This window comes from Microlunatus panaciterrae (assembly GCF_016907535.1).
GTDB classification, from domain to species: Bacteria; Actinomycetota; Actinomycetes; order Propionibacteriales; family Propionibacteriaceae; genus Microlunatus; species Microlunatus panaciterrae.
The window spans coordinates 3,280,964-3,307,116 of record NZ_JAFBCF010000001.1 but is presented as its reverse complement, the minus strand read 5'-3'; the positions used below and the strand labels follow the sequence as shown (position 1 = coordinate 3,307,116).

At 65.6% G+C, this 26,153-nt stretch carries 21 protein-coding genes and 1 pseudogene; 18 read left to right on the top strand and 4 right to left on the bottom strand.

Annotated elements, in window-relative coordinates; translation table 11 throughout:
• Position 1: 1 nt before the first annotated feature.
• The 8 genes from dpdF to JOE57_RS15045 all read left to right on the top strand — a co-directional run bounded on the left by dpdF (position 2) and on the right by JOE57_RS15045 (position 15,476).
• On the top strand, positions 2-2,599 hold the full coding sequence (dpdF, locus tag JOE57_RS15080; protein WP_204919267.1) for a protein DpdF: 2,598 nt from the start codon (positions 2-4) through the stop codon (positions 2,597-2,599).
• Complete coding sequence (dpdG, locus tag JOE57_RS15075) at positions 2,599-3,519, top strand: protein DpdG (RefSeq protein ID WP_204919265.1); 921 nt, start codon at positions 2,599-2,601, stop codon at positions 3,517-3,519. The genes dpdF and dpdG overlap by 1 nt, the downstream gene beginning before the upstream one ends.
• Entirely contained in the window at positions 3,516-6,572 is a 3,057-nt protein-coding gene (dpdH, locus tag JOE57_RS15070; protein WP_338041329.1) for a protein DpdH, read from the top strand. The genes dpdG and dpdH overlap by 4 nt, the downstream gene beginning before the upstream one ends.
• The gene (locus JOE57_RS15065; protein ID WP_204919261.1) at positions 6,569-7,279 is read left to right on the top strand and encodes a hypothetical protein; all 711 of its coding nucleotides are present in this window, start codon (positions 6,569-6,571) and stop codon (positions 7,277-7,279) included. The genes dpdH and JOE57_RS15065 overlap by 4 nt, the downstream gene beginning before the upstream one ends.
• A complete protein-coding gene (gene dpdJ / locus JOE57_RS15060) occupies positions 7,276-11,772 on the top strand; it encodes a protein DpdJ (RefSeq protein WP_204919259.1) in 4,497 nt (1,498 codons plus the stop codon). Before JOE57_RS15065 ends, dpdJ begins: the two co-directional genes overlap by 4 nt.
• Positions 11,769-12,293 carry a phospholipase D-like domain-containing protein DpdK gene (dpdK, locus tag JOE57_RS15055; RefSeq protein WP_204919257.1) on the top strand — a complete coding sequence of 175 codons (525 nt, stop codon included), beginning with the start codon at positions 11,769-11,771 and terminating at the stop codon, positions 12,291-12,293. The genes dpdJ and dpdK overlap by 4 nt, the downstream gene beginning before the upstream one ends.
• Positions 12,283-14,448 (top strand): protein DpdD, encoded by a 2,166-nt coding sequence (dpdD, locus tag JOE57_RS15050; RefSeq protein WP_204919255.1) that lies wholly within the window; start codon positions 12,283-12,285, stop codon positions 14,446-14,448. Before dpdK ends, dpdD begins: the two co-directional genes overlap by 11 nt.
• A gap of 665 nt (positions 14,449-15,113) precedes the next feature.
• Positions 15,114-15,476 carry a helix-turn-helix transcriptional regulator gene (locus tag JOE57_RS15045; RefSeq protein WP_204919254.1) on the top strand — a complete coding sequence of 121 codons (363 nt, stop codon included), beginning with the start codon at positions 15,114-15,116 and terminating at the stop codon, positions 15,474-15,476.
• Here JOE57_RS15045 and JOE57_RS15040 read toward each other — a convergent pair.
• From JOE57_RS15040 to JOE57_RS15030, 3 genes are all read right to left on the bottom strand, one after another.
• Positions 15,454-15,663: a hypothetical protein gene (locus tag JOE57_RS15040; RefSeq protein ID WP_204919252.1), complete on the bottom strand. Its 210-nt coding sequence runs from the start codon at positions 15,661-15,663 to the stop codon at positions 15,454-15,456. The genes JOE57_RS15045 and JOE57_RS15040 overlap by 23 nt on opposite strands.
• Positions 15,664-16,086: 423 nt before the next feature.
• The gene (locus tag JOE57_RS15035) at positions 16,087-16,299 is read right to left on the bottom strand and encodes a hypothetical protein (RefSeq protein WP_204919250.1); all 213 of its coding nucleotides are present in this window, start codon (positions 16,297-16,299) and stop codon (positions 16,087-16,089) included.
• Positions 16,300-16,373: 74 nt separating this feature from the next.
• Positions 16,374-17,375 (bottom strand): TerC family protein, encoded by a 1,002-nt coding sequence (locus JOE57_RS15030; RefSeq protein ID WP_204919248.1) that lies wholly within the window; start codon positions 17,373-17,375, stop codon positions 16,374-16,376.
• 206 nt (positions 17,376-17,581) lie between these two features.
• Between JOE57_RS15030 and heR the strand changes: the two are divergent.
• Positions 17,582-18,286 (top strand): annotated as a pseudogene (heR, locus tag JOE57_RS18770) (heliorhodopsin HeR).
• Entirely contained in the window at positions 18,255-18,380 is a 126-nt protein-coding gene (locus JOE57_RS19330; RefSeq protein WP_204920491.1) for a hypothetical protein, read from the top strand. Before heR ends, JOE57_RS19330 begins: the two are co-directional and overlap by 32 nt.
• 421 nt (positions 18,381-18,801) lie before the next feature.
• On the opposite strand, the gene JOE57_RS15010 is transcribed toward JOE57_RS19330, so the two are convergent.
• Positions 18,802-19,314, bottom strand: coding sequence for a putative immunity protein (locus tag JOE57_RS15010; RefSeq protein ID WP_204919242.1), 513 nt, complete (start codon positions 19,312-19,314; stop codon positions 18,802-18,804).
• 183 nt (positions 19,315-19,497) lie between these two features.
• Here JOE57_RS15010 and JOE57_RS15005 point away from each other — a divergent pair, with 183 nt between their 5' ends.
• The 8 genes from JOE57_RS15005 to JOE57_RS14970 all read left to right on the top strand — a co-directional run bounded on the left by JOE57_RS15005 (position 19,498) and on the right by JOE57_RS14970 (position 26,030).
• Positions 19,498-19,821, top strand: coding sequence for a YciI family protein (locus tag JOE57_RS15005; RefSeq protein ID WP_204919240.1), 324 nt, complete (start codon positions 19,498-19,500; stop codon positions 19,819-19,821).
• Entirely contained in the window at positions 19,818-21,050 is a 1,233-nt protein-coding gene (locus tag JOE57_RS15000; RefSeq protein WP_204919237.1) for a sigma-70 family RNA polymerase sigma factor, read from the top strand. The genes JOE57_RS15005 and JOE57_RS15000 overlap by 4 nt, the downstream gene beginning before the upstream one ends.
• 85 nt (positions 21,051-21,135) lie before the next feature.
• Positions 21,136-21,420: an ArsR/SmtB family transcription factor gene (locus tag JOE57_RS14995; protein WP_204919235.1), complete on the top strand. Its 285-nt coding sequence runs from the start codon at positions 21,136-21,138 to the stop codon at positions 21,418-21,420.
• Positions 21,417-21,830 carry a VOC family protein gene (locus JOE57_RS14990; RefSeq protein ID WP_204919233.1) on the top strand — a complete coding sequence of 138 codons (414 nt, stop codon included), beginning with the start codon at positions 21,417-21,419 and terminating at the stop codon, positions 21,828-21,830. Before JOE57_RS14995 ends, JOE57_RS14990 begins: the two co-directional genes overlap by 4 nt.
• A 306-nt stretch (positions 21,831-22,136) precedes the next feature.
• Positions 22,137-22,895: an NAD(P)H-binding protein gene (locus JOE57_RS14985; protein WP_204919231.1), complete on the top strand. Its 759-nt coding sequence runs from the start codon at positions 22,137-22,139 to the stop codon at positions 22,893-22,895.
• A 179-nt stretch (positions 22,896-23,074) separates the two neighbouring features.
• Entirely contained in the window at positions 23,075-23,962 is an 888-nt protein-coding gene (locus JOE57_RS14980; protein ID WP_204919229.1) for an RNA polymerase sigma-70 factor, read from the top strand.
• Between the two features lie 140 nt (positions 23,963-24,102).
• The gene (locus JOE57_RS14975) at positions 24,103-25,395 is read left to right on the top strand and encodes a radical SAM protein (RefSeq protein WP_204919227.1); all 1,293 of its coding nucleotides are present in this window, start codon (positions 24,103-24,105) and stop codon (positions 25,393-25,395) included.
• Positions 25,392-26,030 carry a class I SAM-dependent methyltransferase gene (locus JOE57_RS14970; RefSeq protein ID WP_204919225.1) on the top strand — a complete coding sequence of 213 codons (639 nt, stop codon included), beginning with the start codon at positions 25,392-25,394 and terminating at the stop codon, positions 26,028-26,030. Before JOE57_RS14975 ends, JOE57_RS14970 begins: the two co-directional genes overlap by 4 nt.
• Positions 26,031-26,153 lie beyond the last annotated feature (123 nt).

The window sequence follows — 26,153 nt, the reverse complement described above, 5'->3', positions numbered from 1 at the left end:
CATGACCGATCAGTGGAACTTGGCGAGAGCCCACCTGGCTGGCGCCAAAGACAACCGCGACCTTCTGACCGGGTCCCACCGCCGACTGGTGGATGCATGGTTCTCGGAGGTGCCGGGGGCCGAGATCGCGGGTGATGTTGCCGCGCTCCTGGGCCAGGTACTGCGTCACCGCCGAGGGACTTCAGGTCATTCCAATAGCTTCCTGATCCTTCGACTCGACGAGCGAGGCGTTCCGGTTGAGACACTTCGCCTGGCGAACCTCGACGTCACCAAGTTCGGCCTGTACGAGCACCACATCGCCATCGGCCCAGACTGGGCGCCCGACTGGCTCCGCGGCGACGTGCGCTGGATCGACTTGGCCTGCACGAGCCCCGACAGTTTCGAGGGCCCGAAGGGGGTCGTGTCCACCTCTGCCCGACACGACATGGCGGTGCCGGTTGACCCGTCTGTGGCTGCTATTGCTGGCATCGACACTTACCGTTCGCGCAGCCAGGCGAGCGCCGTCCGGACGGCCGCACTTGCACCTGCAGGCGACACGCTCCACGTGGTCCTACCAACCGGGACAGGAAAGTCCCTGGTGGGCATCGCGCCCGGGTTACTCGCCCGTACAGGGGTAACGGTCGTCGTGGTCCCGACCATTGCACTGGCCCTTGACCAGGAGCGCCAACTTCATCAACGGTTTCCGAACCAGGGCCTCCCTCAAGAATTGGCCTACTACGGCGATCGTGCGGCGACTGAAAAGGAGGCGATCAAGGAGCGCCTGCGCGACGGTAGGCAAAGGGTGCTCTTCACCTCGCCCGAGGCTCTCGTCACCGGTTTGGCGCAGGCTCTTCGGCGCTTGGCTGCCCGGGGCGAACTGAGCCACGTCGTGATCGACGAGGCACACCTCGTACGCACCTGGGGCCTGAGTTTCCGACCCGAGTTCCAAGTCGTCGCCTCCCTGATTGCCGAACTGCGAGAGGTCGCCCGAGCGCAAGGGGTAGCACCGCCTCATGTTGAACTACTGACAGCTACCCTCTCCCGACAGAGCCTGCTGCTGAACGACGAACTGTTCGCCGGAACCGGCACCTCCCTATTCGTAGGTTCGACATACCTACGCACTGAGATCCGCTACCTGTTTGCGCCGCCCGCCCCCAACGAATCGCGCCTCGACCGAGTAGTCGAAGCGCTCCACCACCTTCCGCGGCCGGCGATCGTGTATACGACCAAGAAGGAGTCGGCCGACACCCTCGCAGTTCGGCTCCGACAGGCGGGGTTTGGCCGCACGGCGGTCTTCCATGGCGATGTGCGCGCCGGCGACAGGCTCAAGGTCCTGCGGGCATGGTCGGGCGATGCCGGCCCGACGTCCGTCGACGTCGTCGTGGGGACTAGTGCCTTCGGCCTTGGTGTTGACCAAAGCGACGTTCGTTCTGTGATCCATGCCTGCGTGCCCGCCTCAGTCGACCGCTTCTATCAGGAAGTTGGGCGCGGTGGCCGCGACGGTCACGCGGCCGTGTCGGTCTGGATGCCGAGCACTACCGATGCCCAGGAGGGGCGCGCCATCGAGAACGCCACCGTTCTTGGTGACAAGAAGAGTTGGGGTCGTTGGGACGCGATGCGTTCAGCGCGCATCTCGGACGACCCGTTGCGCCGCGAACTTGTTGTGGACACCAGCACCGTTCCTTCCTGGCTTTACCACGCCTCTGACAGCAACCAACTGTGGAACCGCAACACTCTGGTCCTGCTGCAACGGGCCGGGGTACTCGATATTGTCGACACTCCCCCGCCGACCCTGGAGCGCGTTGAATGCGAACCTGAGGCTGATTGGCAACAGCGCGTCGATGCTGCCTGGTCCGCATACGTGAAGCACGCGACCGTCCGCATCCGCTCGGGCATTCCGAATGTCGACGAGGCAACTGTCCTGCACGCGATCGATAGGGTTCGACGTGAGATCCGTGATTCAGAATCCGACTCGCGCGACCGGATCGAGCGCATGTTCAGGCTGGACGAATGCTGGGGTTCAATCCTGAGCGAGGAATACGCGTACGAAGACGTTGGCGCGATGTGCGCTCATCAGGTCGTCGCGCCCGCGTGCTCGGGGTGCCCCGCTGTCGCACACGTTCACGAGCCGTCTTTGCGGGCTGCGCGACCGGTCGTGCAGGAGGCATTTCTCCCGCAACTGCACCGCGAGGTAAGTCCCACGCTTGCGGCGATGGCCACCAGTGGTCGGACACTGGTCGTGACCTATCCCGAGGGAGATCTCCGGATCCACCTTGCAGAACTCGTTACGAAGGCAGTGACACACGGCGTCCGAGGAATCTTGGCTTCCGCAAGTCTGGTCGGCTTGCCCGCGGTAGTTGACGCAGGTCGCTCTGCACCGGAAGGACTGGTCGCCACTGATCCGCTCGTTGCGGGTCCACCCCGAACGTTCCCGATCCCCACGTTGGTCCTCTTGGACCCGACCGATCCACCCCAGTTGAGTTGGCTCGCAGGTCAAACTGGTTCCCTTCGGATCGTCGTGCTTCCGGAAGAGACGACGGACCCCGAGTATCCCGGCCAACCAGTAAAGAGCATTCGCGTCCCGCATTGGACGCTCTCGTACTTCCTTAGGAGCTTGTGATGGCAGTACTCAACCCGCCACGCACCCTGCCGGGCCTCGGCCGCGCCATCGTGAACTACCTCCTCGATGCGCGTCGTTCGCCGACCGAGGACGACCTCGTCGCCGCCTTCAAGCCGGAAGGCCTAAACCCCGGCGCCGAGGCAGCCGGCGGACTGAAGAACACGATCTCCTCTCTGCGCGCGATCAACGTGCTCGAAACGAATGCCGACGCAACGCTTCAACTAGGGCCTCAGGTCCCGACCCCGAAGTCTCCATTCGACGCTCCGAAGTTTCGACGACTCCTTCAATCCCGCGTCTTCGACCTCGGCCGGGATGGCGACATTTGGGCAACACAACTCGGCGACGGCCACACCAGTGGTGCACGTGACCTCAACCGCGCCCTGACCTGGGTGATGGCTCAGGACGCGCTGGGCCAACCACTGTCTTGGACCGAGAACCTGCAAACGCTCCAGCCTGAGCAGTTCGGCACCACCGATCGCGAATCGTGGGCCATCGTCAATGACACTCGTTGGGTGGCGGCTTCCCGATGGATTGTCGCCCTCGGTTTGGCGACCCCGTCGGTCATGAAGGACCGGACCGGCGTGGTTCCGCTACCAGTTGCAGCGGTCGAGGACGCACTGCGAACCATGCCCGCAGACCGTCTCCCAATCCATGACCTCCTCGCGCGCATCGGACAGGCACTTCCCGTCCTTCATGGCGGGTCGATGCGTTCCGGGCTGGTATCCCTCCTCGGCACCGACCCGGACCCAGGAATCATCGCCGACTGCGCGGACAGCTCGGTCGGGCAGGCACTGCGCACTCTCGAGGAGCGCGGCCGTATCCGGTTCGAAACACTCCCAGACGCACAAGGCATCCGTCTGTCCCGATTCGACGCCGCGCGACAAACGCACGCCATCGTGAAGTCTGGAGGAAAGAAGTGAGTTGGCGTGGCACCCTCCCTGCGGCCTGCTGGAATGCACATGAGGCTTCAGCGATCATCCCTGTCGAGGCGGAAAGCACGTCTGACGGCGTCTTCCTAGCCACACACAGCACCATCCCGATCACCCAGCGTGACCAGGTGGACAACGCCCGCGGCGGCGCGGTGGTTGACGAACGCTCCTTGCTTCGTGCTGTACAGGAGCAGCCTGCGGACCAGCCGATCATTCCCATCCTCGGCAAGTCCGGAACAGGCAAGTCCCACCTCGTCCGGTGGCTACGAGCTCACCTGGAAACGAAGGAATCGACCCGCCTGATCTTCGTCCCCAAGCACCGAATGTCGCTGCGTGGGATCCTCGAACTGATCCTTGAACACGCAAGCGGCGAGCGGGCCGACGAACTCCGGGCAAAGGTCGCGACCGCAGTCGATGCCGCCGCGGACGAGAAGACCGCACAATTGAAACTGCGCAACGCACTAGCAGTGAACATCGAGACACGTGGGAATCGCACCGACGGGTCACCCGAGGAGATCGAACTCCGCGCGTATCTCGCTTCTCCCGGTGGCCTTCCGGCGCTCTTCGGCGACGACGTCTTCCGAAGCCGACTCCTCGACCAGAACGGGCCCATCGCCCGCCTTGTGCGCGAGAAGTTGTCCGGGAAGGGCGATGAGGACAAGGACGATGCCTTCGGCTTCACCGCCGACGACCTGAACCTCTCTGTTGACGACGTCAACCGGGCCGGCCAGGCCGCACGCGAGGTCGCCGGCGCGCTGACCAGCGAACGCTCCTTTCGTGAACTCGCCGCAAGAATGATCAACGAGCAACTCGGCCCGTCCGTGAGCGAGGTCTTCGGCGTGGGCGGCGACGATCTCAAGCAGATCCTCACCGACGTCCGCGTGGAGATGGACAAGCAGGGCCTCGAGCTATTGGTGCTCATCGAGGACTTCTCGATCTTCCAAGGCATCCAGGGTGGGCTGATCGATGCCATCACGCTCATCTCTACTGAGGCGCAGAGGCTGTGTCCGATGCGAGTCGTAATGGCCGTCACCACCGGTTACTTCATCAATCAGATGCCGGAAACTGTCTACACGAGGACGTACCGAGTCTTTGATCTCGACCTACCCGACGGAAGGGGTGCGTCGTTCCAGCCAGCAGGGTTCGCGGGTCGATACCTCAACGCCGTTCGAGTCGGGGCAACGGAGCTCGATGCAGCACATGCAGGCGGGGATGAGGTACCCAACGCCTGCGAACAGTGCCCCGTCAACGCGGAATGCCACTCATCGTTCGGCCAGGTTGACGGCTACGGCCTCTTCCCGTTCAACACCGCCGCCCTCGACCGCGCCATCAAGAGCCAATCCACGGACGGCGGTTTCGTGGCTCGCAACGTGCTGACCCGTGTCCTTCGGCCGGTGCTGCATCGTGATCAGGCCGAGATTGACAATGGCCGCTTCCCGAGCTATGGCTTCGCCAATGACTTCCGGTCCGGTGCGAGCGACCGCCTGGCGAACATCGAGGACCAGTTCAAACTGCGGTCGCCCGGAGACGAGGAACTTTCCGAACGTCGCGTTCGGCTCGTCCGATTTTGGGGCTCAGGGGCGGGCGCGGTAAACCTCGCGCCGACGATCCATGACGCCTTCGAAGTCACGCCGATCAACGGTCTCGACGATCCGAAACCGCCGATCGTGGACCCCCGTCCGTCTACGCCCACCCAGCCTTCGCCGACTCCCACCCCGACTCCACAACCAGTCGCTGCGGGTCCGGCGCTCGTCAAGGCCGTCGATGGCTGGCTCGCAACCGGCAACATCCTGCAAGGCGAAATTAACGACCTTCGAAACATCGTCTTCCAGGCGGTTCGACAGCGACTCGCGTTCGACGACGGTTACGGCGGCGACAGTCTGTGGGGCAACGACAAGGCCCTCGCACCAGGGTTCGAAGCGAAGATGGTCGAGTTCAGCCAAGCGAAGATCGCTGGCGCTGTCTTGCCGATGGACCGATCGAACCCAGAAGACATGCGAGCGCTGCGGGCACTCGCATGGGCCAACCACAAGAACAACTGGGCAGAAGTGCCGGACGGAGAGCGTCTACAGAGGCTCACCGAGACTGCCATCGACCGATGGGCAACGAGGGTGGGTGGCACCATCCTCCCGCCGGAGCGTCCCAACGATGACACCGAACTGGCTCGGCTCGTCGAAGTGCTACTCAACATTGCACGAGCGCTCGGAATCGCCGATGCGTTCAAGTCGGACACCACCAGTCGGATCCGAGCCCTCTTCGCCCCAATCCCTGCACGGACAGATCTCGAGTCGAGAGCCGGTCTCAGGTCCCTCCACGGCTTCCTGGTGGACGGTGCCGGCAGCGGTAACAGCGTGACTCGCGTCGGCCGCGGCCAACTCCAACAGCGACTGCTCCGTCACGCCTCCTACAGCCAGGGTTCCGGCAAGCCCCTTGCCCTGGACCTCCACAAGGTGGCCAAGGTCGTCCGGAGCGGGGCCGCGGGCGCGCCCTGGCCGGAGTCGACACCCGACCTGGTCAAGTCCTCGGTCTCGACCATCGAGGCCCGGCTCGCGTCAATCGACTCCTTGCACGCCGAAGCTTCGAACCTGGTTCCCGATCTCTCCGACCTCGGAGGCGAGCTTGCCGACGTCGCCGCAGAACTTCTAGTCCTCGTGAACGAGCGAGCAAACGCCGGCGCGCTGCCAGGCGGGATCAATCCAGCCGACCTCCAAGCCGCAGCGAAGGCTGTCAGGCCCGGCGACCAACGCAAGGTCGAGGCCACCTTTGCTGAGCTGAGTCGCTGGGATCAACTCACGATTGAGGAGAAGTTCCAGGTCCTGAATGGCGACTGGGACGAGCCAGCGCGGCGAGTGGATACCTGGCTCCGGATGGCCCGTCAAACCGTGCGCCTGCTTGAGCACAGCCTTGGCAACGGCAGCCCCTCTGACGTGCAGCGCGAATACGCTGAGGCACGCGACCAACTGATCGCCGACCTCACGGCCATGGCCGACTCAATCTCGACCCCAGCAACCGAAGATTCATCCGGACCAGAGGAACTCGCATGACCCTGCGCAGCACCATCCAGGATCTGCGTGCCCACGCCGACGTCGCCAACGACGAACACCAGGTCAAGGTCCGGACAGGACAACTCGCAGATCTCAGTGCACGCCTCGCACCGCCTTTGGCGGAGTTGCCCGCGCTCAACGTCGCGCTGAGTGAGGTTGAGCAACTCGATGTTGAACTGCCGGCGGGCCGCGAACAGGATGCATCCCAGGTAGCCGAGAGTCTCCGTGTGCTGGCGACTGAGGTTCCGTCGCTCGGAATGGATCAGAATCTCGACCTCGCCAAGGAACGCGTCCGGTCAGCCGAGAAGTACGCCAAGGAACTACGCGCTCTCGTCGCAGGCACGTGGCAGACGTATGTGAGTCAGCCCCCGCCAGCGGTCAATGGCGATCTCATCGACGCACTGGCGCAGGGCGGTGTTGACGTCGAGGAGATTCGCGATGCTCTGGAGACGGCGCGCGCCCGGTTGCTCACAGTCACCAGCAGGCTGATCCCGGACCGCGGTGCGGTTCAGAAGTATCGAGACGCCATCGAGTCGATCCACCGTTGCGGCGAACAAATCGGAGAGGTGGTTGACGCCGATATCGCCGAGGGCATCGTGGGGTCTCAGGAGCCGTCCGGCGTGCCACTGACCTGGTTCACGGCTGATCGTCTCGAGAAGCTCCGTGCTCTTGGCATCGTCGATCGATTCAAGGTGCACCTGCGATGAACCCGGCGCTGCTGACCAGGATGCTTGACCGACTCGAGTCCCTCGAGGATCCACTGCTGTGCTGGGGCGTCGTCGACGGGGGCTTCAGCACGGATGAACTTCGTCAGGTGATCGGCGACGAACTCACTTCCAGCCACGAGTGGGATCTGAGTGCAGACGACGTCATTGAGGCAATGACTGCGCGCGCGCTACTCGTGCACGACTCAAGCGCGTCGCCAGGCCGTTGGCGTACCCGCAACGGCGAGACCATCCGCTTGGTGGCGCGACTGCGACAGACCTTCCTCGGCCAGACCTGGCAATCGGGGACCAATCTGATCTCCGACTTCCGCTACGCACGCCGGCCCCGCTTCTACCCAAAGCGCGATCACCCCTGGACCACGGCTCTCGAAGGGGTCGTTGGCCCCATCGACGCGTATCGAGGGGTGCTTGGGGTCCTAACCCAACGCGATGGCAAGCATGACCTCTTGGGAGGGTTCCAGGTCCGCGCTACGAGGCACATCTTGACCGCGTTGCAGAGTCAGTCCACAACAGCCACCGTGGTCGGTGCCGGAACCGGAAGCGGAAAGACAAACGCGTTCTACCTCCCTGCGTTCAGCTACCTGGCCGGCATCACGGACCCTTCCGCATGGACCCGCGCCCTAGCCGTCTATCCCCGGACCGAACTGCTGAAGGATCAACTGGACACGGCGTTCGCCCATGCTTGCCGACTCGACGATCTGTGGAAGCTGTCCACTGGACGATCGATGACGATCGGCGCCCTCTACGCCAGCACGCCCACGAGTGCGAAGAACGTAAGGCTTCCCCATCGCGGTTGGGGAAAGCGCCCCCAAGGCATGGCTTCCCCGCAGATGCGCTGTCCCGGTGATGGCTTCGCCCAATGTGGAGGCGAACTCGTCTGGCCGAACGAAGACATCGATGCCGGGGTCGAACGCCTCGTTTGCGCTACCTGCCGGCGCTCGTTCGGACAGGACCAGGTCGTCCTTACCCGGCAATCAATGCAGAAGTCCCCTCCCGACCTGCTCTTCGTGACTACCGAGATGCTCAATCGCGGTCTCTCCGATCTGAACCTCACGCGACCTTTGGGCATCGACGTGCCGGTCGGCAAGAAGCCTCGGATGATGCTCCTCGATGAGATTCACACCTACGACGGAACCACCGGCGCACAGGCTGCGATGGTGCTCCGCCGGTGGCACCACAGCATTCAAACTCCCATTACGTTCGTCGGTCTTTCTGCGACGTTGTCGAGCCCGATCCGCCACATGGCAGACCTGACCGGGGTCGACGACGAACTCGTCACCAGCATCACGCCCGATGCCGACGAGTTGGAGTACGAGGGCGCGGAATACTTGCTCGCCCTCCGCAGCGATCCCACCAGCGGCGCGTCTGTACTATCCACCACCATCCAGACATCCATGCTGCTCCCGCGGGCGCAGGATGAGCCGGCGAGTCGGATCTCATCCGGTATTTACGGAACGAAGGCCTTCGTCTTCACGGACGACCTCGATGTCACCAACCGTCTCTTCTCGTACCTCCTTGACGCGGAGGGGCAGCGGTACGCGTTCGGGAAGCCCAAGTCCTTCAAAGCTCCTCTCGCGTCAGTACGCGCCAACCCCAACGGGGGCGATGTCACGCAACAGCGCCGCGCGGGTCAACTCTGGGATCTGTCGACCGCTATCGGTCACAAGTTCGCGACTATCGGCGAGGGCTTGCGCGTTAGTCGAACCACGTCCCAAGACTCAGGCGTTACTGCCGACAGCCAGTTGATCGTCGCGACAGCCTCACTCGAAGTTGGCTTCGACGACCCCGACGTCGGCGTAGTCATTCAGCACAAAGCACCTCGCGGGGTAGCCGCCTTCCTTCAGCGGAAGGGGCGAGCGGGACGCAAGCGGACCATGCGGCCCTACACAGCAGTCGTGCTGTCCGACTACGGCCGCGACCGCGCGACGTACGAGTCGTGGGACACCCTGTTTGATCCCGTGCTGCCTGATCTCGTGCTCCCGATCCGCAACCGAGCCGTACTACGCATGCAAGCCACCATCGCGATGATCGATTGGCTAACAAGTCAGCTTCGGCAACAGGGCGTCCCGAGAACGACAATCGGTTGGACCGCCCTTGGCCAGAAGCCGGCCGACAGTTTCGCCAAGCCGGGCCGCGAGACTCAACTCAAGGCCGTTGAGATCTTGAACGATGCCCTCCGCGATCCGGACCGTCAGCGAAGCCTGCGCACGTGGGTGCAGAACGCACTCGGCCTGTCCGACTCAGAGGCCAACGAGGTCTTGTGGCATCCGCCGAGGCCACTGTTGCTTCAGGCGATCCCTACGTTGCGTCGCCGACTCCTCCACAACTGGAGCGTGGCAGAGGCCAGCGGAGTCCACGAGTTTCGCGATCTCATGGGTGGCAATCCCCTGCCCGACTTCTTCCCGATGAACCTCTTCAGCGAACTAGCTTTGCCCGAGACCTTCGTGAGCATTCCGCCCCAGTCGGACCGGGATACCGACCGAGAGCTCCAGGCGATGGGTCTCGGCCAGATGCTCCGCGAGTACGCACCTGGTCGCGTTTCACGCCGATTCGCAACTCGGAATCTCGAGCACCGCCACTGGATTCCCGTTCCGATCGGCGTTGCTGAACCTGTGCTTGAGCTCACCACAATCCTGCCGGTCTTCGGAGTCGAGGAACCTTGCACCGTCGACATCGACGGCACACCGACGACCACAACGGTGGTTCGCCCCGATCAGGTCGTAGTCGAGCTACCGCCGAAGGCAGTGAAGGACTCGTCCAACGCAACGATGCAATGGCGGTCGCAGTTCATCGAAACGGGGACCGGCCTGATCATCCGCGTGCCAACGGCCGACCCTGTCGGGCGCCTGATCAGGGACGCTCGCTTCTTCGTGCATGCTCAGAACGCTCACGTCAATGTCCATCGTGCGGCCGTGAGCGCTGATGCCACCCTGAACCTCGAGGACGGCACTGAGCAGCGAGTACGATCACGGTTCACGCTTCATGGCCAACCGGCAGCGATGGGCTCCACTTTTGACGTGGACGGATTGCGCATCCGAGTGGAACTGCCGGAGGACATCGCCATCCCAGCCGACCTCCTGCCCGGGCTGCGCAGTGCCTGGTTCAAGCACGTCCTGCTCAATGACGATGAGTTACTGGGCTCCCTGAATAGCTTCCGGATCGACTGGCTGCACCAGTGCCTAGAGGCCATGCTGCTCACCACGTCAGTACGTGACCAGAGCACGCTCGCGGAGGCTTACGCAACGATCCACGACTCGTTTGACGACAAACTCGACGAAACCCTCGACGCCATGTTCAGAGCCTCCAGCGTGATCGAGTCAGAGTCCGCGGTGCTGTCACGAATGGGCGCTCGGCTCAAAGAAGCACTCAAGGACCCCGCGATCGCGGCCCGACTCGACGCCTTGGCGCCGCAATACTGGTCTCCCGAGCCCGCAACTTTCAGCCACTGGCTCCGGGAGCGGACGCTTTCGACGCTTGGACACGCGACGCTTGCTGCGGCGAGACAGATCTGCCCGGAACACGATCCTGAAAGCGTCATCGTTGACATCGAGCCCGGATATGACGCCGACGGCAGGCCGCGGGCCGGCGAGATTTGGTTGTCCGAGTCGTCGATCGGCGGCGGCGGATTCGTCGAAGCCCTCGCAGCGCGCGTCCGCCCCGATCCGCGTCGACTCCTTCGGCTCATCCTCCGAGCTACGCAGCCCAGTACGTACGAACTCGTTGACAGCCACCTTCAGCGGGTAATCGACCTCATGGCAACGGACGCCACCTGGTCTGGCCTCGTCAACGACTTTCGATCTGCGCCTGATCAGGTAACGCGCGTCCAGGCGCTCGGGCGGATCAGGGATGGCCTTCGCCAATCAGGCATCTACGGCGCCGAACAGTCCGTCGTTTCCTCACTAGCAAGCCGCGTTCTTCGGCCGGGTTCAACACCATCGACTGACGCGACGTTGGCGACTGTAACAACCGAGTGGAAGTCTGAAGAGCGGCGGCTCGGTGTCGAGATCCCGCCTCGCACCTGGGCGTACCTGATGCGTACGCGCTCCGACCTCGATTCTGGTTTGGTCCTCACAGGCGGAGGTAGCGAGCGCCAGCGCATGGATGCGGTACAAAGCCTGCTCTGGCCCCGCGGCTGGCAACTCCGTGCCGAAGAATTGAACGTGTGGAATCCCTTTGCCGAGAACTTGCCTGCGGCACCCGAGGTTCTGCGATCGCTCGCGTCAGCGGGCGATCCTCCGCTCCCGCTGACCGGCGACTTCCGAAATCGCGTCCGGCAGACCCTGGCACAGCGTGGCTCCGCACAGGTTCTGGCCACCCCAGAGCAGGCCCGGGATCTCGCAGACCTGCTCGTGGGTGTGTGTGTCGAACCAGTAGTGACCGAATACCTCAACGTGTATCCCCGAGTCGTGGAGATCGACCATCGGGCGAATGGCGACGTGCTCGTCACACTCGAACTCGCTGAGGTGTCGGCATGAGACGGATCACGACCTCGGGCCGCGGACAGACCCGCGTTCTAAACGACCTGATGCAGAACCTGCTCATCACGGAACTGCTGGTTCCCTCCGGGCAACTGTGGGTTCTGTCGCCTTGGATCTCCGACATCGAGGTCATCGACAACACAGCGGGCCAGTTCAAGACCGTCTTGCCAGGCCTCCCGTCGCGAAGGATCCGGCTGACGGAGGTCTTGATCGAACTGGCTCGTCGTGGCAGCGATGTTCGCGTCCTGACTCGCAATGTTGAGAGCAACGTTGTTGCCCGTCAGCGACTCGAGAATGTCGGCGGACTGGGCGCCAAACCGGCAGTGAGAATCCATCCCAACCTCCACGACAAGGGCATCTTGGGTGACCGATTCCACCTTCAGGGATCCATGAACTTCACGTACTTCGGACAGGCGGTCAACGCAGAGGGCGTCACGTTGACGCGCGACCCTCACGCGATCGCGGAAGTTCGGATCGCGTACAACGCTCTCTACGAAGGTGCAGGTCATGCAGGCTGAGGAGTTCTTCGGCTCGGGCAACGACATCACCCCCGCACGGCTGCCGCCCGAGCACGAGACATCGATCGAGAACTGGCTAGATGCCATCAGACGTGGACAGATCGCGTTCCTGCCGAGGGTGACCAACAGAAACCTTTACTGGTACGGCTTCGCGCCCACGTTGCGGGAACGGAAGGAACTGCTCACGCTCCTGGACGCCTGGATTGGCCCTACGTTCAGCGACCTGCCAAGAAGCCGAGGGCGCCTGTACCCCCAGGATCCGTTTGATATTGTTCTAGCCTCAACGGACGTACCACCTCTGCGGTTTGAGGTACTCCCACGCGGCAGTGCGGCGTCTCGTGATGAAGTACGTCAAACGCTCCTCGTGCTCTCCAAGATGGTGTGGAAGCGTCCGCGCTCGGAGTTCGACGCACCTCGAACCACGGTCGAGGTCCTCGACGACCTAGGCCACGCAATCGGCGCTCGAGATCGTCGGATTGCCCTCGCGTGCCTCCGGGAACTTGAGGCCTCCGCTGATCTCGACCAGTCGAACCTCGCATTCCTCCGCTTGCGGGTATACGCGGGGCTTGGGGACACGGCTGCAATCTTCGCCGACCAAGACCTGGAGCACGTCCTCCAACTGCGTCGCCCACTCGGGATCACCCGACTGCTTCAGAACGCGGTCTACGAACTCTACCTGGAGTCGGCTGACACCTCCGGTGACGGAGCAGCCTTGCTCGAGGCTGCCAACCGGATCCCGGCCGGTCTCCGGACGCTCGCGACGGGAGGCGCGACACAGGCTCGACCGGCGCTGCTGGTCGAGTTCATGCTCGCGAAGTTGCGAGGCGCCGCAACCGCAACGCTTGATCGGTTGGCCGACGAGGCTCAGTCATTCTCGCCAACGTTGGCGAACCCCCTCCGCCTGCTGATCACGCCAGAAGCCGAACCTCCTGAGACGCTGGCTCAAGACACGTCGGATCCGGCGACGGTCACGCCGACAGACGAACTCCACCGCCTCATCGCGGAAGGCGAGTTCGCTGCCGCAGTCGTCGCCGGCCTTGCCGAGACACCGTCGTCGACCACTGCCGCCCTGCTGCTCGGATGCATTCGCGAACTGGAGGATCCCCAACTAGCTGCCGAAGTCGCGACGTTCGTCGAGGCTTCGGGGCTTCACGAGGAGTCGCGCAAAGACGATGTCGTCGTCCGGGCCGACCTGGAGTGGCTGGCCGGGTTCCTCAACCCGCAACGGAACCTCGGATGGCTCGGCTGGTTTGACGCATTGGAAGCTAACGATGTCCCAGGCGCAGCGGTCGACTTCAGCGTCAGCGCCGATTGGGCGCCGCTCGACCATGCGACCGTCGCGAACCGCCTAGCTTCCTTGGATGAAGAGACGTTGGCTCGGCTCGGAGACCATGGCGGTGCATTCATGGCAGCGCATTCGTCACTGTTCGCGGCCGTCGACGGCGCCGAACTCTGCGAACGAGTACTCGCGGGCTTTGCCGTCAGCGAAAAGAACACCGCGGGCATCCGGGTTCAGACAGTCGCACTCCTGGAGTACACGTCTGCGTCCGGCCCAGGGGCCGACATTCTGGCCTCCTCGCTGCTGTGGACAGAAGACATCCTGCGGGCGGGAACCTCCGCCGTCACTGCGCACTGGACGGTCGACGTCCTGCAGGCGGCAACGACGAGTCCCCAAGCACGCGCATTGGATGCCAAGACTCGATTGTTCTACTGTGCGCTCGAGGTTCTGCGGCCGGTGCGCTCCAGCCTCAGCCTCGCTGATATCGAAGGACTTCGCCTGGTCGCCGAGGAGTTGGCAACCAGCCTGCCCGTCGACTTCGAGGTTCAGACTTCAGACGCAGACCCCGCCGCGGCCTACCGACATCTTGAAGCTTCGGTCGTCGTGCTCTATTCGCTCACCGAGTCTGCGATTACCCGTGCCGCGCAGGTCCTTCGGCGGCTTATCCCAGGCATTGATGTACGCACGACGGCTGAGCATGACGGGAGTCAGCAACTGGCGGCCCTCAGTGCAAACGCCGACGTATTCGTCATGGTTGCGGCATCGGCTAAGCATGCCGCGACCAACTTCATCAAGGACCACCGCGGGGGCCGCCCAATCATCCAGGTCAACTCGCGAGGTTCGTCCGCCATTCTGCGCGAGCTAAGTGAAGGGTGACGCCGCGGAATGGGATCCCGCTGAGCACCGCCAAACTGGCGTGACCGCCGCAGCAGTTGCACGACCCGCCGAGTGGACTGCCAGGAGAGCGACCTTGATGGCGTCCCAAGCAAGGACAATTGCGACGAGGTTGAAGCAGCCAGGGGCCCGGCCGTGACCGCCTCATCGATGACGTGCATCCACGTCAGCAGGACGGTCGCCAGCGCGAGGAGCACTACGGCCATGCCGAAGGCGGGCGGCGCGGTGCGAACTCGACGGGCCATCAGGTTCGAGGGTGCGCAACGCTTGAAATAGCGATGGCTTGCCGCAACGACAGCAATGACCGGGAGCGCGAGCAGTATTAACATCGATGCCTCCGAGGAAGTGGACCTTCCTCGAGCCGCCGCATCCGCGGACGCTGCCTGTCCCCCGCGGAACCTGTGGATACGAGTGGGCCCGTGGCTCCCTATGGAGCCGAAACGACCCGAGCGCTGGCGGCCACCGAGGCCGCGCCACGATCGAACGAGCCAGCGGCCGCCGCAGCGCGGACGGCCCCATAGTTCGCTGGCGGTCGCTTCGCTGTGCCTCGCTCTCCGCTCCCGCGCCGATTGGCAGGTCCGAGGTGATCCGGGTAGCGGTCGCGGTACGCGGCTAAGGACGAAACGCATCTCGCGTATGCTGCTTCCATGCCGGGCGAGTGGACCTTCATGTCGAACCACGGGCACGTGTTGGTGTGTTTGGCCCGTGACCCGGACGCGCGCATGCGCGACGTGGCCGAGGCGGTCGGGATCACCGAGCGGGCGGTCCAGCAGATAGTGCGGGACCTGGTGGCGCAGGGCTACCTGCGCAAGGAAAAGGTGGGTCGCCGCAACCAGTACGAGGTCGTGCGCAAGGCGCACTTCCGCCACGAGATGGAGGCCCACGTCACGCTCGGCGAGTTCGTCGGCCTGGTGGTCGACCGCGAGCGAGCCGTCGGCCAGCTTCGCGGTCCGCACGGCACAGTGAGCCAGCGGAGCCTAGACGATCCTAGGGACGACGAACTCGGCTGATCAGCGCCGCGCGGACGTGGGATTCCAGGTCGCCGTCAAGGACCAGTGCGATTTGGCCGCCGGGCAGGATGACCGGCTCGATGAGGTCGTCGACGAGATCGTGCACCACTTCGGTCACCACCTCAGTCGTTGTGCCGGACGACCCGACCACGGCGATGCCGGGGCTGATGAAGCTGTCCTCGACCAAGGGCATCCCGGCACGCGGGGCTGCACGGTGCGCCAGCAGTGCTCAATCCCGGTGGCGACGTCCGCCGGTCCGCCCCGCAACGCCTGGGTAAACGTCCCAGGGTGCCCTGGCGACGGTTCCGGAGATACTTCTCGATTGTCTCGATGCGGGCCAGGGCGAGGTCCAGGGCGGTGTCTCGCGGCCGGTACCGACGCGTCCGGCGAGCCGCTCGAGGTTGCTGCTCACGGCACAGAACCGGTCGAGCAGGCGGGGTCATCCAGCCAGGACCAGCGGGCTGGGGTGCTCGGCGCGGTGGTCGCCCAACATCCGGTCCACCGCGCGGAGAAAGCTGTCGTTCAGATCGCTGCGGGCCTTTTCCGCGCCGGGATCACCATGTCCGTGAAGTCTGATCCCTCCGCTGCCGCGACACGGATCCACTTGGCCTTACCGGCTGGGCGGTCCGTGGCCGGCGCTCCCTGCCAGCTCCTCGATCCGTCGCTGACGAGCCTGAGCTAGCCGTCGCCGTCGCGACACCACCAGTGCGGCGTCGCTCGACCACGACAGGCGGGACAGCACGAGCACCACGTCGACGGTCGCCTCCATCATCAGCTCGGCCCACAGCAGACTTGCCACGAGCTCCTCGAGCGTGAACTTCACCGTCCAACACCAGCCGCACCCTTCCCAGGCTCACGCTCAACCGCGTCTCGTGCCCGGCTCTGCGATGCCGAGCGTCATCGCAGAGCCGCCTCGGTGTCGTCGGCCTCGCTGTCGTCGGCCTCGTTGTCGCCTGCATCGGGGGCCGACTCGTCAGCGACTGTCGCCGGCAGGTCCCGGGTGGCGCGCAGGCTCCACACGACGGCGACGGTGATGCTCGTGGCGATCACGGCCATGGAGAGCCAGATCGGGACCTTGTAGACGTCGAGGAGCAGCATCTTGACGCCGACGAAGACCAGAACCACGGCCAGACCGGCCTTGAGGTAGATGAACCGGTGGATCAGGTCGGCGAGCAGGAAGTACATCGCCCGCAGGCCCAGGATCGCGAAGGCGTTGCTGGTGAAGACCAGGAACGGGTCCTGGGTGACAGCAAAGATCGCGGGGATCGAGTCGACGGCGAAGATGATGTCGGTGACCTCCACCAGGATCAGCACGGTGAACAGCGGGGTCGCCACCCACTTGCCGGCCTTCTTCACCCAGAACTTCTGCCCGTGGTACTCCGCGGTGGACGGCACCCGCCTCTTGACCCAGCGCAGTACCGGGTTACGCGACGGGTCCAGTTGGTCATTGCGGTGGGTGAACATCTTCCAGCCCGTGAACACCAGGAATGCGCCGAACAGGTACAGGATCCAGGCGAAGTTCTCGATCAGTACCGCACCGCCAGCGATGAAGATCGCCCGGAACACCAGAGCGCCGAGCACCCCGTAGAACAGCACCCGGTGCTGGTACTCACGAGGCACGGCGAAGTAGGTGAACATCAGCGCGAATACGAAGACGTTGTCGACCGCCAGCGACTTCTCGATCAGATAACCGGCGTAGTACTCACCGCCCGCTTGGGCGCCGTAGACCCACCAGACCACGCCACCGAACGCCAGGCCCGAAGAGACCCAGACCGCTGACCAGATGGCGGCCTCACGAACCGACACCACATGGGCGGTGCGGTGGGCGAACAGGTCGATCGCCAGCATCGTGAGAATGACGGCGAGGACCGCAGCCCAGGTCCAGAGCGGAACATCCATATTAAGGTACCTCCACCGTGCCCGCACGACGGCGAGCAGTTGGAGGTCTCCCCCACCATCCCAGGTGCCTGGGGCGGCCGACGCTCCGGGCCGAACAGGGTCGGCCGAACTGACGGAGACATCGTGAGCGGGGTACTCCCCTCGTGGGGTACAGTATTCACGAAGTATGATTCGTATGTCAAGCCTGCTGCTGATGGGAGCGCCCGATGACATCACGACCAGCCGATACCCAGCCCAACGCCCAACGCGGTGTTCATCCAGTGGCAGCCTCGCTGCGGCGCGACAACGCAGCGGCCGGGCTGGTTCATCTCGTACAAGCGACGGTCGTGATCGTCCTCGCGACGAGCTTTGCCCTTCCGGTCACCGCCTCCTACCTGCAGGGCCCGCCCGGGACTCCCACTCGGGACCCAGTAACGCTGTTCGAGATCCCGACCGGCGCAGCCGTAGCGGCCTTCCTGGCTCTCTCGGCACTGGCGCACGCGCTGATGTGCACCGTGTGGTGGCGCCGTTACCTCACCGACCTCGACCGGAGCCGCAATCCCGCCTGATGGGTGGAGTACTCGATCTCGTCGTCATTGATGATCGTGCTGATCGCGCAACTCGTCGGGATCTCCGACATCGCTGCCCTGCTGGCGCTCTTCGGCGTCAACGCCGCCATGATCCTGTTCGGCTGGCTCCAGGAACGCTACGAGAAGCCGGGCGGGCACGGCTGGCTTCCCTTCATCTTCGGGTGTATCGCAGGGATCGTGCCCTGGCTGGCCATCAGCATCTACCTACTTTCCCCCGGCTCGACCTCCTCAGCGACCCCGCCCGGATTCGTGTACGGCATCTTCATCTCGCTCTTCGTGTTCTTCAACATCTTCGCGCTCAACCCAATGGCTGCAATACCGTGCCCGCGGCCGCTGGTCTGACTACCTCTTCGGCGAAAGGATCTACATCCTGCGCAGCCTCACCGCGAAGTCCGCTCTGGCCTGGCAAATCTTCGCCGGCACGCTCGCCTCCTGACCCCGGCCAGCGCACACCAACTGTCTCCAGTCGTGGAAGGTCCAGCCGCGTGCGGGTACTGGAGCGTTGGCTGCTTGCGCATGCGCCACTCCCCACTAGTAGTGCGTAGATGGATCCTGGTGAGGCTGGTGGTTTTCGTGAGGCTGCTGCACCCATTTACGGCCCGGGACGGGCGCCCCGACAGGGGCACTTTGGCTAGATGGGATTTGGGCCAAAAGCCTCTGGACGTGATCCGACGGACGCAACTACTACGGTCTCGGGCCGGAACTATCGATTCGCTCGGTGGGGTGAGGGATTGGCCCGCGCTTACAACAAGTAAGTGCTCACCGGCATGTTCCAATACCGGCCAACGTCACCCATCACGGCCCGGAGTATTCGAGTTTTCCTACTACGACATCTGAATCGCCCTGACGCGAGCCCATCAGTCAAATACCGACCAGCAGAGGTCATTCCGCAACCTCTGGTCATCCAGTACGAGCTCGCGGATCGCCTCCGGCAGTTGGTCCTGCTGCCATTGACACTCAAGTCGCCCCGCAGCCAGGCTCTCGCCCTCCGGCGCGGCAACCCGTGCCGCCTTGATCGCATAGGCGGCCGCCCCGAGCTCATGCGCGGCGACGTGGGCGACGGCTCCGGCTTGGCCGGCGGCATAGGCGGCATGCCGTGCCGCTCCACGCAGGTCCCGGGCGGCTCCCATGGCATGGCCGCCCGCCGCGCGAGCCTCCATCATCGTGACCTCACCACGGGCCCAGCCGCGAGCCTGTTCGATCGCCCGACGCGGGCGGAGGTCCCCAGGCTGGGCCGACTCGAAGAGGTCGAGCACGTGCTCGGCGCAGGAGGCCGCCCAGAGAGCGAGAAGACGGTGATCAGAGTCAGTGAGAGTCCCCCCACGGCGGATGGTCACGAACCGAGGGTCCCGGACCTTGGACAGGATCATGGTTGGCGCTCCTTCTGCCTCCACCGCCGCACCCACAATGCTCATACGCGACCATGAACGAGAACAAGCCGATGAGTCCTTGCAAGAAACCTGGAGGCGGTGTCGGATCGGACCAGAGGTGTTCGTAGCAGGGGTGAGCGGCCGCCCACCAAGGGCGCCCCACAGCACAGGAGATGATCCCAGATGCAATACCTGTTCTCCGTCATCGACGACGGCGCCGGCTTGGCCACCCCGACCGAGGAGGCCGACATCGACGCGTTCAACGACCGGCTCCGGGCGGAGGGTCACTGGGTGTTCGCCGCCGGCCTCGGCTCCCCCGACTCGGCCACCGTCATCGACAACCGCCGCGGTGAGGCGGTGGTCACCGACGGGCCGTTCGTCGAGTCGAAGGAATACCTCGCCGGCTTCTGGATTATCGAGGCCGCAGACCTGGACCAGGCGCTCAAGCTCGCTGCCGAGGGGTCGAAGGCCTGCAACAGAAAGGTGGAGGTGCGACCGTTCCTGTGAGCGAGCTCGAGGTCCGGGAGGCGATCACGCGCGCCCACCGGGAGGAGTGGGCGCGGGTGGTCGCCGCCCTGACCAGGCGTTTCGGTGACCTCGACATCGCCGAGGAGGCGGCGGCCGAGGCGTTCGCGACCGCCGTCGCGCGGTGGCCGACCGACGGCGTACCGGCCAACCCCGGCGCCTGGCTGACCACCACCGCCACCCGCAAGGCCATCGACCGGCTCCGGCGCGAGAACAAGCGCGACCACAAGCAGCAGGAGGCTCAGATGTTGCACGACGACGCTCCGCCCGAGCCTCTCGGCGCCATCGACGACGAGCGGCTCCGGCTGATCTTCACCTGCTGTCACCCGGCGCTTGCGATGGATACCCGGGTGGCGCTGACGCTGCGCATGGTCGGTGGTCTGACCGTGCCCGAGATCGCCCGCGCCTTCCTGGTGCAGGAGGCCACCATGGGGCAGCGGATCACCCGCGCGAAGGCCAAGATCAAGGCGGCTCGGATCCCTTATCGGGTGCCGTCCGCGGAGGATCTGCCGGTACGCGTCTCCGGCGTACTCGCCGTGCTGTTCCTCGTCTTCAACGAGGGCTACCTGGCGACCGGACCGGACACCGATCCCGTACGCCACGACCTGACCGCCGAGGCGATCCGGCTCACGCGTCTGATCCGTACCCTGATGCCGCAGGACGGTGAGACGACTGGGCTGCTGGCGCTGATGCTCCTCATAGAGGCCCGCCGGACCGCCCGGGTCTCGCCGACCGGCGAGCTCGTCACCCTCGACGAGCAGGACCGTGGGGCCTGGGACGCGGCGCTGGTCGCCGAGGGGCATCGGCTGGTGCGCGAGCGGCTGGCCGCCGGGGTGGCTCCCGGTCGCTACCAGCTCCTCGCAGCGATCAACGCCGTGCACACCTCCGCTCGTGACATACGCGACACCGACTGGTCGCAGATCGTCGCCCTCTACGACCAGCTCGTCCGCCTCGACCCCTCGCCCATCATCGCCCTCAACCGGGCCGTCGCGATCGCCGAGCTTGACGGTCCGGAGGTGGCCCTGGCGGCCGTCGACCGGCTCGAGGACAGGCTGGCCGGCTATCACGCCTACCACGCGACCCGCGCCGACCTGCTGCGCCGGCTGGGTTCCAGCCAGCGGTCACGCGAGGCCTACGACCAGGCCATCGAGCTGGCGGGCAACAGCGCCGAAATCGCGTACCTGACCCGCCGCCGCGACCAACTGGGCTAGCGCCCGAGCGGAGCGGCGCGGACCGGGACATGCAAGTAGGCGCTTGCCCTTGATATGCAAGTCCGTGCTTGCCTATGGTGGAGCCATGGTGGATGTCTTCCGGGCGCTGGATGACGAGACGCGGCGCCTCGTCCTCGATGAGCTCGCCGCCAGTGACGGCAAGACCCTGTTCGACATCTGCACCGTGCTGACGACCCGGCACGGTCTCAGCCTGACCCGTCAGGCGATCTCCCAGCACCTCGGCGTACTCGAGTCGGCGGGGCTGGTCGTGACGGAGCGACGTGGTCGTTCCAAGTTCCACTACTTCAACCCCGCACCGCTGTCCGAGATCACCCGGCGGTGGCCCCACCCAGAGAGGACCCGTTCATGAGGATCAACCTGACGACCGTGTACGTCGACGACCAGCGAGCCGCACTCGCCTTCTACGTCAACGTCCTCGGCTTCACGAAACGCCGAGACATACCGGTCGGCGAGGCTTCCTGGCTCACCGTCGTCTCGCCGGAGTCTCCGGACGGACCGGAGCTGCTGCTGGAGCCGGCCGGTCACCCCGCGGTCAAGCCGTATCGGGACGCCCTCGTCGAGGACGGCATCCCGCTCGCCCAGTTCGCCGTCGACGACGTCGAGGCCGAGTATGCCCGCTTGACCAGCAAGGGTGTGTCGTTCACCCAACCTCCCACCGACATCGGCGCCGCCGTCCTCGCCGTCTTCGACGACACCTGCGGAAACCTGATCCAGATCGTTGCGGAGAAGCCGGAGACCGCCGAAGGCCCGCCAAGCTAGGGTCCACGAGATCCGGCTGGAGAGTCTGCAGGACGCGGCGGTAGTCAGGAAGGCGAGGGCGGACTCAGGCTCAGGACGCGGAGGCCCTTCGACAAGCTCAGGGCGCGAAGGCCAGGCTCAGGGCGCGCGTGCCGAGGTGTTTACGCGCTCTGAGCTTGTCGAAGAGCGGTGAGCTGATCACCGACCCTCCGCACCCGTTTCGCGGTACCGGGGGCGGGCGTGTCACAGGTCAGCGGCCTGTCTGGTCATGAGTAGTGCAGGAACACCCCAGCACTCAACACCCCTCAACGCTCAAAGGAGCACACCGTGAAGATCGTGATCATCGGCGGCACCGGACTCATCGGCTCAAAGCTGGTCCGGAAGTTGACCGCGGACGGACACACAGCAGTGCCGGCCGCGCCGAGCACCGGCGTCAACACCCTCACCGGCGAAGGCCTGGACGTTGCATTGAAGGAGGCCGACGTGGTCGTCGACGTCTCCAACTCACCATCGTTCGCAAACGACGACGTGCTGTCGTTCTTCACCACCTCCACCACCCACCTTCTTGCCGCGGAGAAGGCCGCCGGTGTGACCCACCACGTGGCATTGTCGGTGGTCGGCACCGAACGGCTGCCCGACAGCGGATACCTCCGCGCCAAGGCTGCCCAGGAGCAGTTGATCGAGAACTCTGGGCTCCCCTACTCGATCGTGCAGGCGACCCAGTTCTTCGAGTTCGTCTCCGGGATCGCCGACTCGGCCACCGTCGACGGGGAGGTGCGGCTCTCGTCCGTGTGGTTCCAGCCGATGGCCGCCGAGGATGTCGCGACCGCGCTCGGTCGGGTCGCTGCCGAAACGCCACTGAACGGCCGGCTGGAGATCGGTGGGCCGCTGAAGGTGCGGATGGACGAGTTCATCCGGGAGGCCTTGAAGGAGCGCCACGACCCACGGACGGTCGTCACCGACCCTGACGCACGCTATTTCGGAGCCCTGCCCACCAACGGTGAGCTGGTCCCCGGTCCCGACGCCGAGTTGGCTACCACGACGTACCGAGACTGGGTGTCGGCGCAGCTGGCCTCCCAGGGCTGAGACTGGTCGTGCCGCGGGTCGGTGGCCCGGTCGCCGGACGCGCCGCACCGGGTCGCCACACCTTCGGAGCTGCTGGTGGCCAGCGCAGCCCTCTCTGGTGCGTGACGACCATGGTGCCGCGAACCACGACTGCGACGACGCCTCCCAGCGGTCGCCTCACAACCCCTTAGGCTCAGCCCATGGGGACGGACGTCGACGGCGGTCTAGGACCTGCCCTCGAGATCTTCGACACCGCCCGGCCGCGCCTGTTCGGCATCGCTTACCGGATGCTCGGGAGCGTCGCCGAAGCGGAGGACATCGTCCAGGAGGCCTGGCTGCGTTGGCAGCAGACCGACCGCGACGTCGTACGCAACCCACAGGGCTTCCTGACCACGGTCACCACGCGGCTGGCGATCAACACGGCGGACTCCGCCCGCGTCCGCCGGGAGCGGTATGTGGGTCCGTGGCTGCCCGAGCCGGTCGACACCAGCGCCGACCCCACTCTCGGGGCCGAGCGGGCAGAGGCGCTCGAGGCGGCGGTGCTGATGCTGCTCGAGACGCTACCGGCGCGTGAACGGGCGGCCTACGTGCTCCGGGAGGCCTTCGACTATCCGTACGGCCAGCTCGCGGAGCTGCTGGAGACGAGCGAGGCGAACGCCCGTCAGCTGGTCAGCCGGGCCAGGAGACACGTCGGCACCAACGACCGTGAGCCTGTCACCGCCGCCGAGCACCGCCGCCTGCTGGACGCGTTCGTGCAGGCCGCACAGGAGGGCGACCTCGAGGCGCTGGAGCGGCTGCTCGCCGAGGACGTCGTGAGCCTGTCCGACGGCGCCGGCGTCGTCCGGCGGGCGGCGCGCATCCCGGTGGTGGGGCGGAGTCGCGTGGCGAAGTTCCTCGTGGCCTTCGCGCCGTCGTTCTGGCCGGGCACCGAGGTAGCGGTGCTGCAGACCAACGGCCGACCATCGGTGCTGATCCGTCAGGGCGACCAGCCGGTCGCGTTGCTCACCCTCCGCATCAGCAGCGCAGGTATTCACCGGATCATGTGGGTGATGGTGCCGGACAAGCTCGGGGTGGCTGCCCGGGGCTAGGCGCCGCACCGAGGGCTGATCCACACCAGCCACGCCGCACCTCGGAATCGACCACCCGGATCCACCCGTCCTCTAGGGGGTCCTTGGACTCTGGGCTCAGCGGCGGGGCGCTGCTTGACTGGTCCCGAGGAGGAGTGCCGGTGAGCGTCGCCGAGAGCAGCACCGTGGCGGCTCTGCGGCCTGCGGTCGTCCTTGACTCCTTCGATGGGCCGATGGGGGCCTATGTGCACGTGCCGTTCTGCGAACGGATCTGCCCCTTCTGCCCCTACAACAAGGTGCGCGCGGAGGAGCACCTGGCGCAGCGGTACTTCGCGGCACTGCACCGGGAGATTGACTGGTACGTGGCCGAGCGCGGCGTCCCGTTCACGTCGCTGTACATCGGCGGCGGCACCCCGACGCTCTACCCCGACGAGCTGGCCGAGGTGATCCGACAGATCCCGGTGTCCGGGGAGCGGGCGGTGGAGGTGCTGCCGACCCATGGCACCGTCGAGCGGCTGGATCGTCTCGCCGAGATGGGCATCACCGCAGTCAGCATCGGCGCGCAGTCGTTCCACGACGGGGTGCTGCACCAGCTCCGCCGGCCCCACGACGCGGCGGCGAGCCGGGCGGCGGTGGAGAACGCTCTCGGCCGGTTCGCGCTGGTGGACGTGGACCTGATCGTCGACGTGGCCTGGGAGGATCGGGACGCGTTCCCGGGCGCCTTCATCGACGACGTCCGCACCTGCTTCGCTCTCGGGGTGGACCAGGTCTCCACCTACCCGCTGATGCGCTTCGGCTTCACCCCGTTCGGCACGGCCCGACACGACCGCCGCCGTGAGCATGCCGTACTCGCTCAGGTGACCGAGCTGGCGGAGTCGATGGGCTACGAGCGCCGCTCGGTCTGGACGTTCAACCGGCGGGGCGCGGCGCCGTACACGTCGATCACCCGGCGCCGTTTCCTCGGGATGGGCGCCGGCAGCACCTCCTATGCCGGCGGCGACTTCTACGTCAACCATTTTGGCGTCGGCAGCTACGCCGACGCGATTGAGCACGGCCGGCTGCCGGTCGCCCGCTGGCTGCATCTGGGTCGGTGGGGCGGCGCCGCCTATGACGCGTTCTGGCAGGCCTACTCCGGCGGCGTGGACGTGGAACAGCTCAGGCAGTCGTACGGCCAGGTGGTGGCGGCGGTGGCCCGCGCCGGACTGGCCCCACTGGTGCTGGCCGGGCTCCTCCGTCGCGCTGCGGGCGGCTACCGGCTCACCGCGCGCGGCTTCGACGCGTACCACGATCTGGAGCGCTGGGTGACCTACCAGCTGATCGAACCGTTGTGGGCCGAGATGCTCACCGAGCACGCGGCACTGCCGTGCGAGGAGACTCGGGCCCGCTGGGTCACACCCGAGCGGGCCCGCAGTGGGCGAGCCTGGTCGTTGGCCCGCCGGCTGTTCGAGCGATGACGCCGGCCGGCCGGAGGCACCGGCTGAGCGACCGGTGGTGGACGGTCGTGTCGCCCGGCTACGACCGCGCGGTGGGACTGGTGGGATGGCACCGCTGGCTGGACACCCTGGTCGCCGATCTCGGCTCCGGCCGCGTGCTGGAGGTGGGCTGCGGACCGGCGCACCCGGCGCCGCGGCTGCTGGCCCGCGGGGTGGATTATGTCGGGCTGGATCGCAACGCCGCCATGCTGGCCCGGGCTGCCCGGCGCACCGGCTGTGGCCCGGGCACGGCGGCGCTGGTCCGAGCGGACGTGACCGCATTGCCGTTCGCCGACGATGCCTTCGACGTCGTGCTCGCCGCCGGGGTCCTCGGGCTGCTGGATTGCGACTCGCGACGTGCCGCCCTGCAGGAGATGGCGCGGGTGGCGCGCACCGAGGTCCGGCTGCTCGAGCCCGTCCACCGGCCCGGCACGCCGCAGCGGAGGATGAGATCGCACCTGCTGGCGCTGGTGCGGGATCGGCCGCTCGAGCTGGCCGAGTTGGTCGCATGCGGGCTCGAACCGAGGCTGTGCGGGCCTCCCCTGCTGGCCGGTGTCTACTCTGCCGTCTGCGCGATGAAGCCTCGTGGGAGGAATCGACCACTCGTCACCGACTGAGCGGGCCGCCCCGCCTGGGCCGGCCGGCACGGGCCCCATGAATGGTCGTTTTCTTGCATCCCCACGATCATCCCGGTGCCCTGAGCGTTGTCGAAGGGCCATCGTCACGTTCTCGGCCTTCGA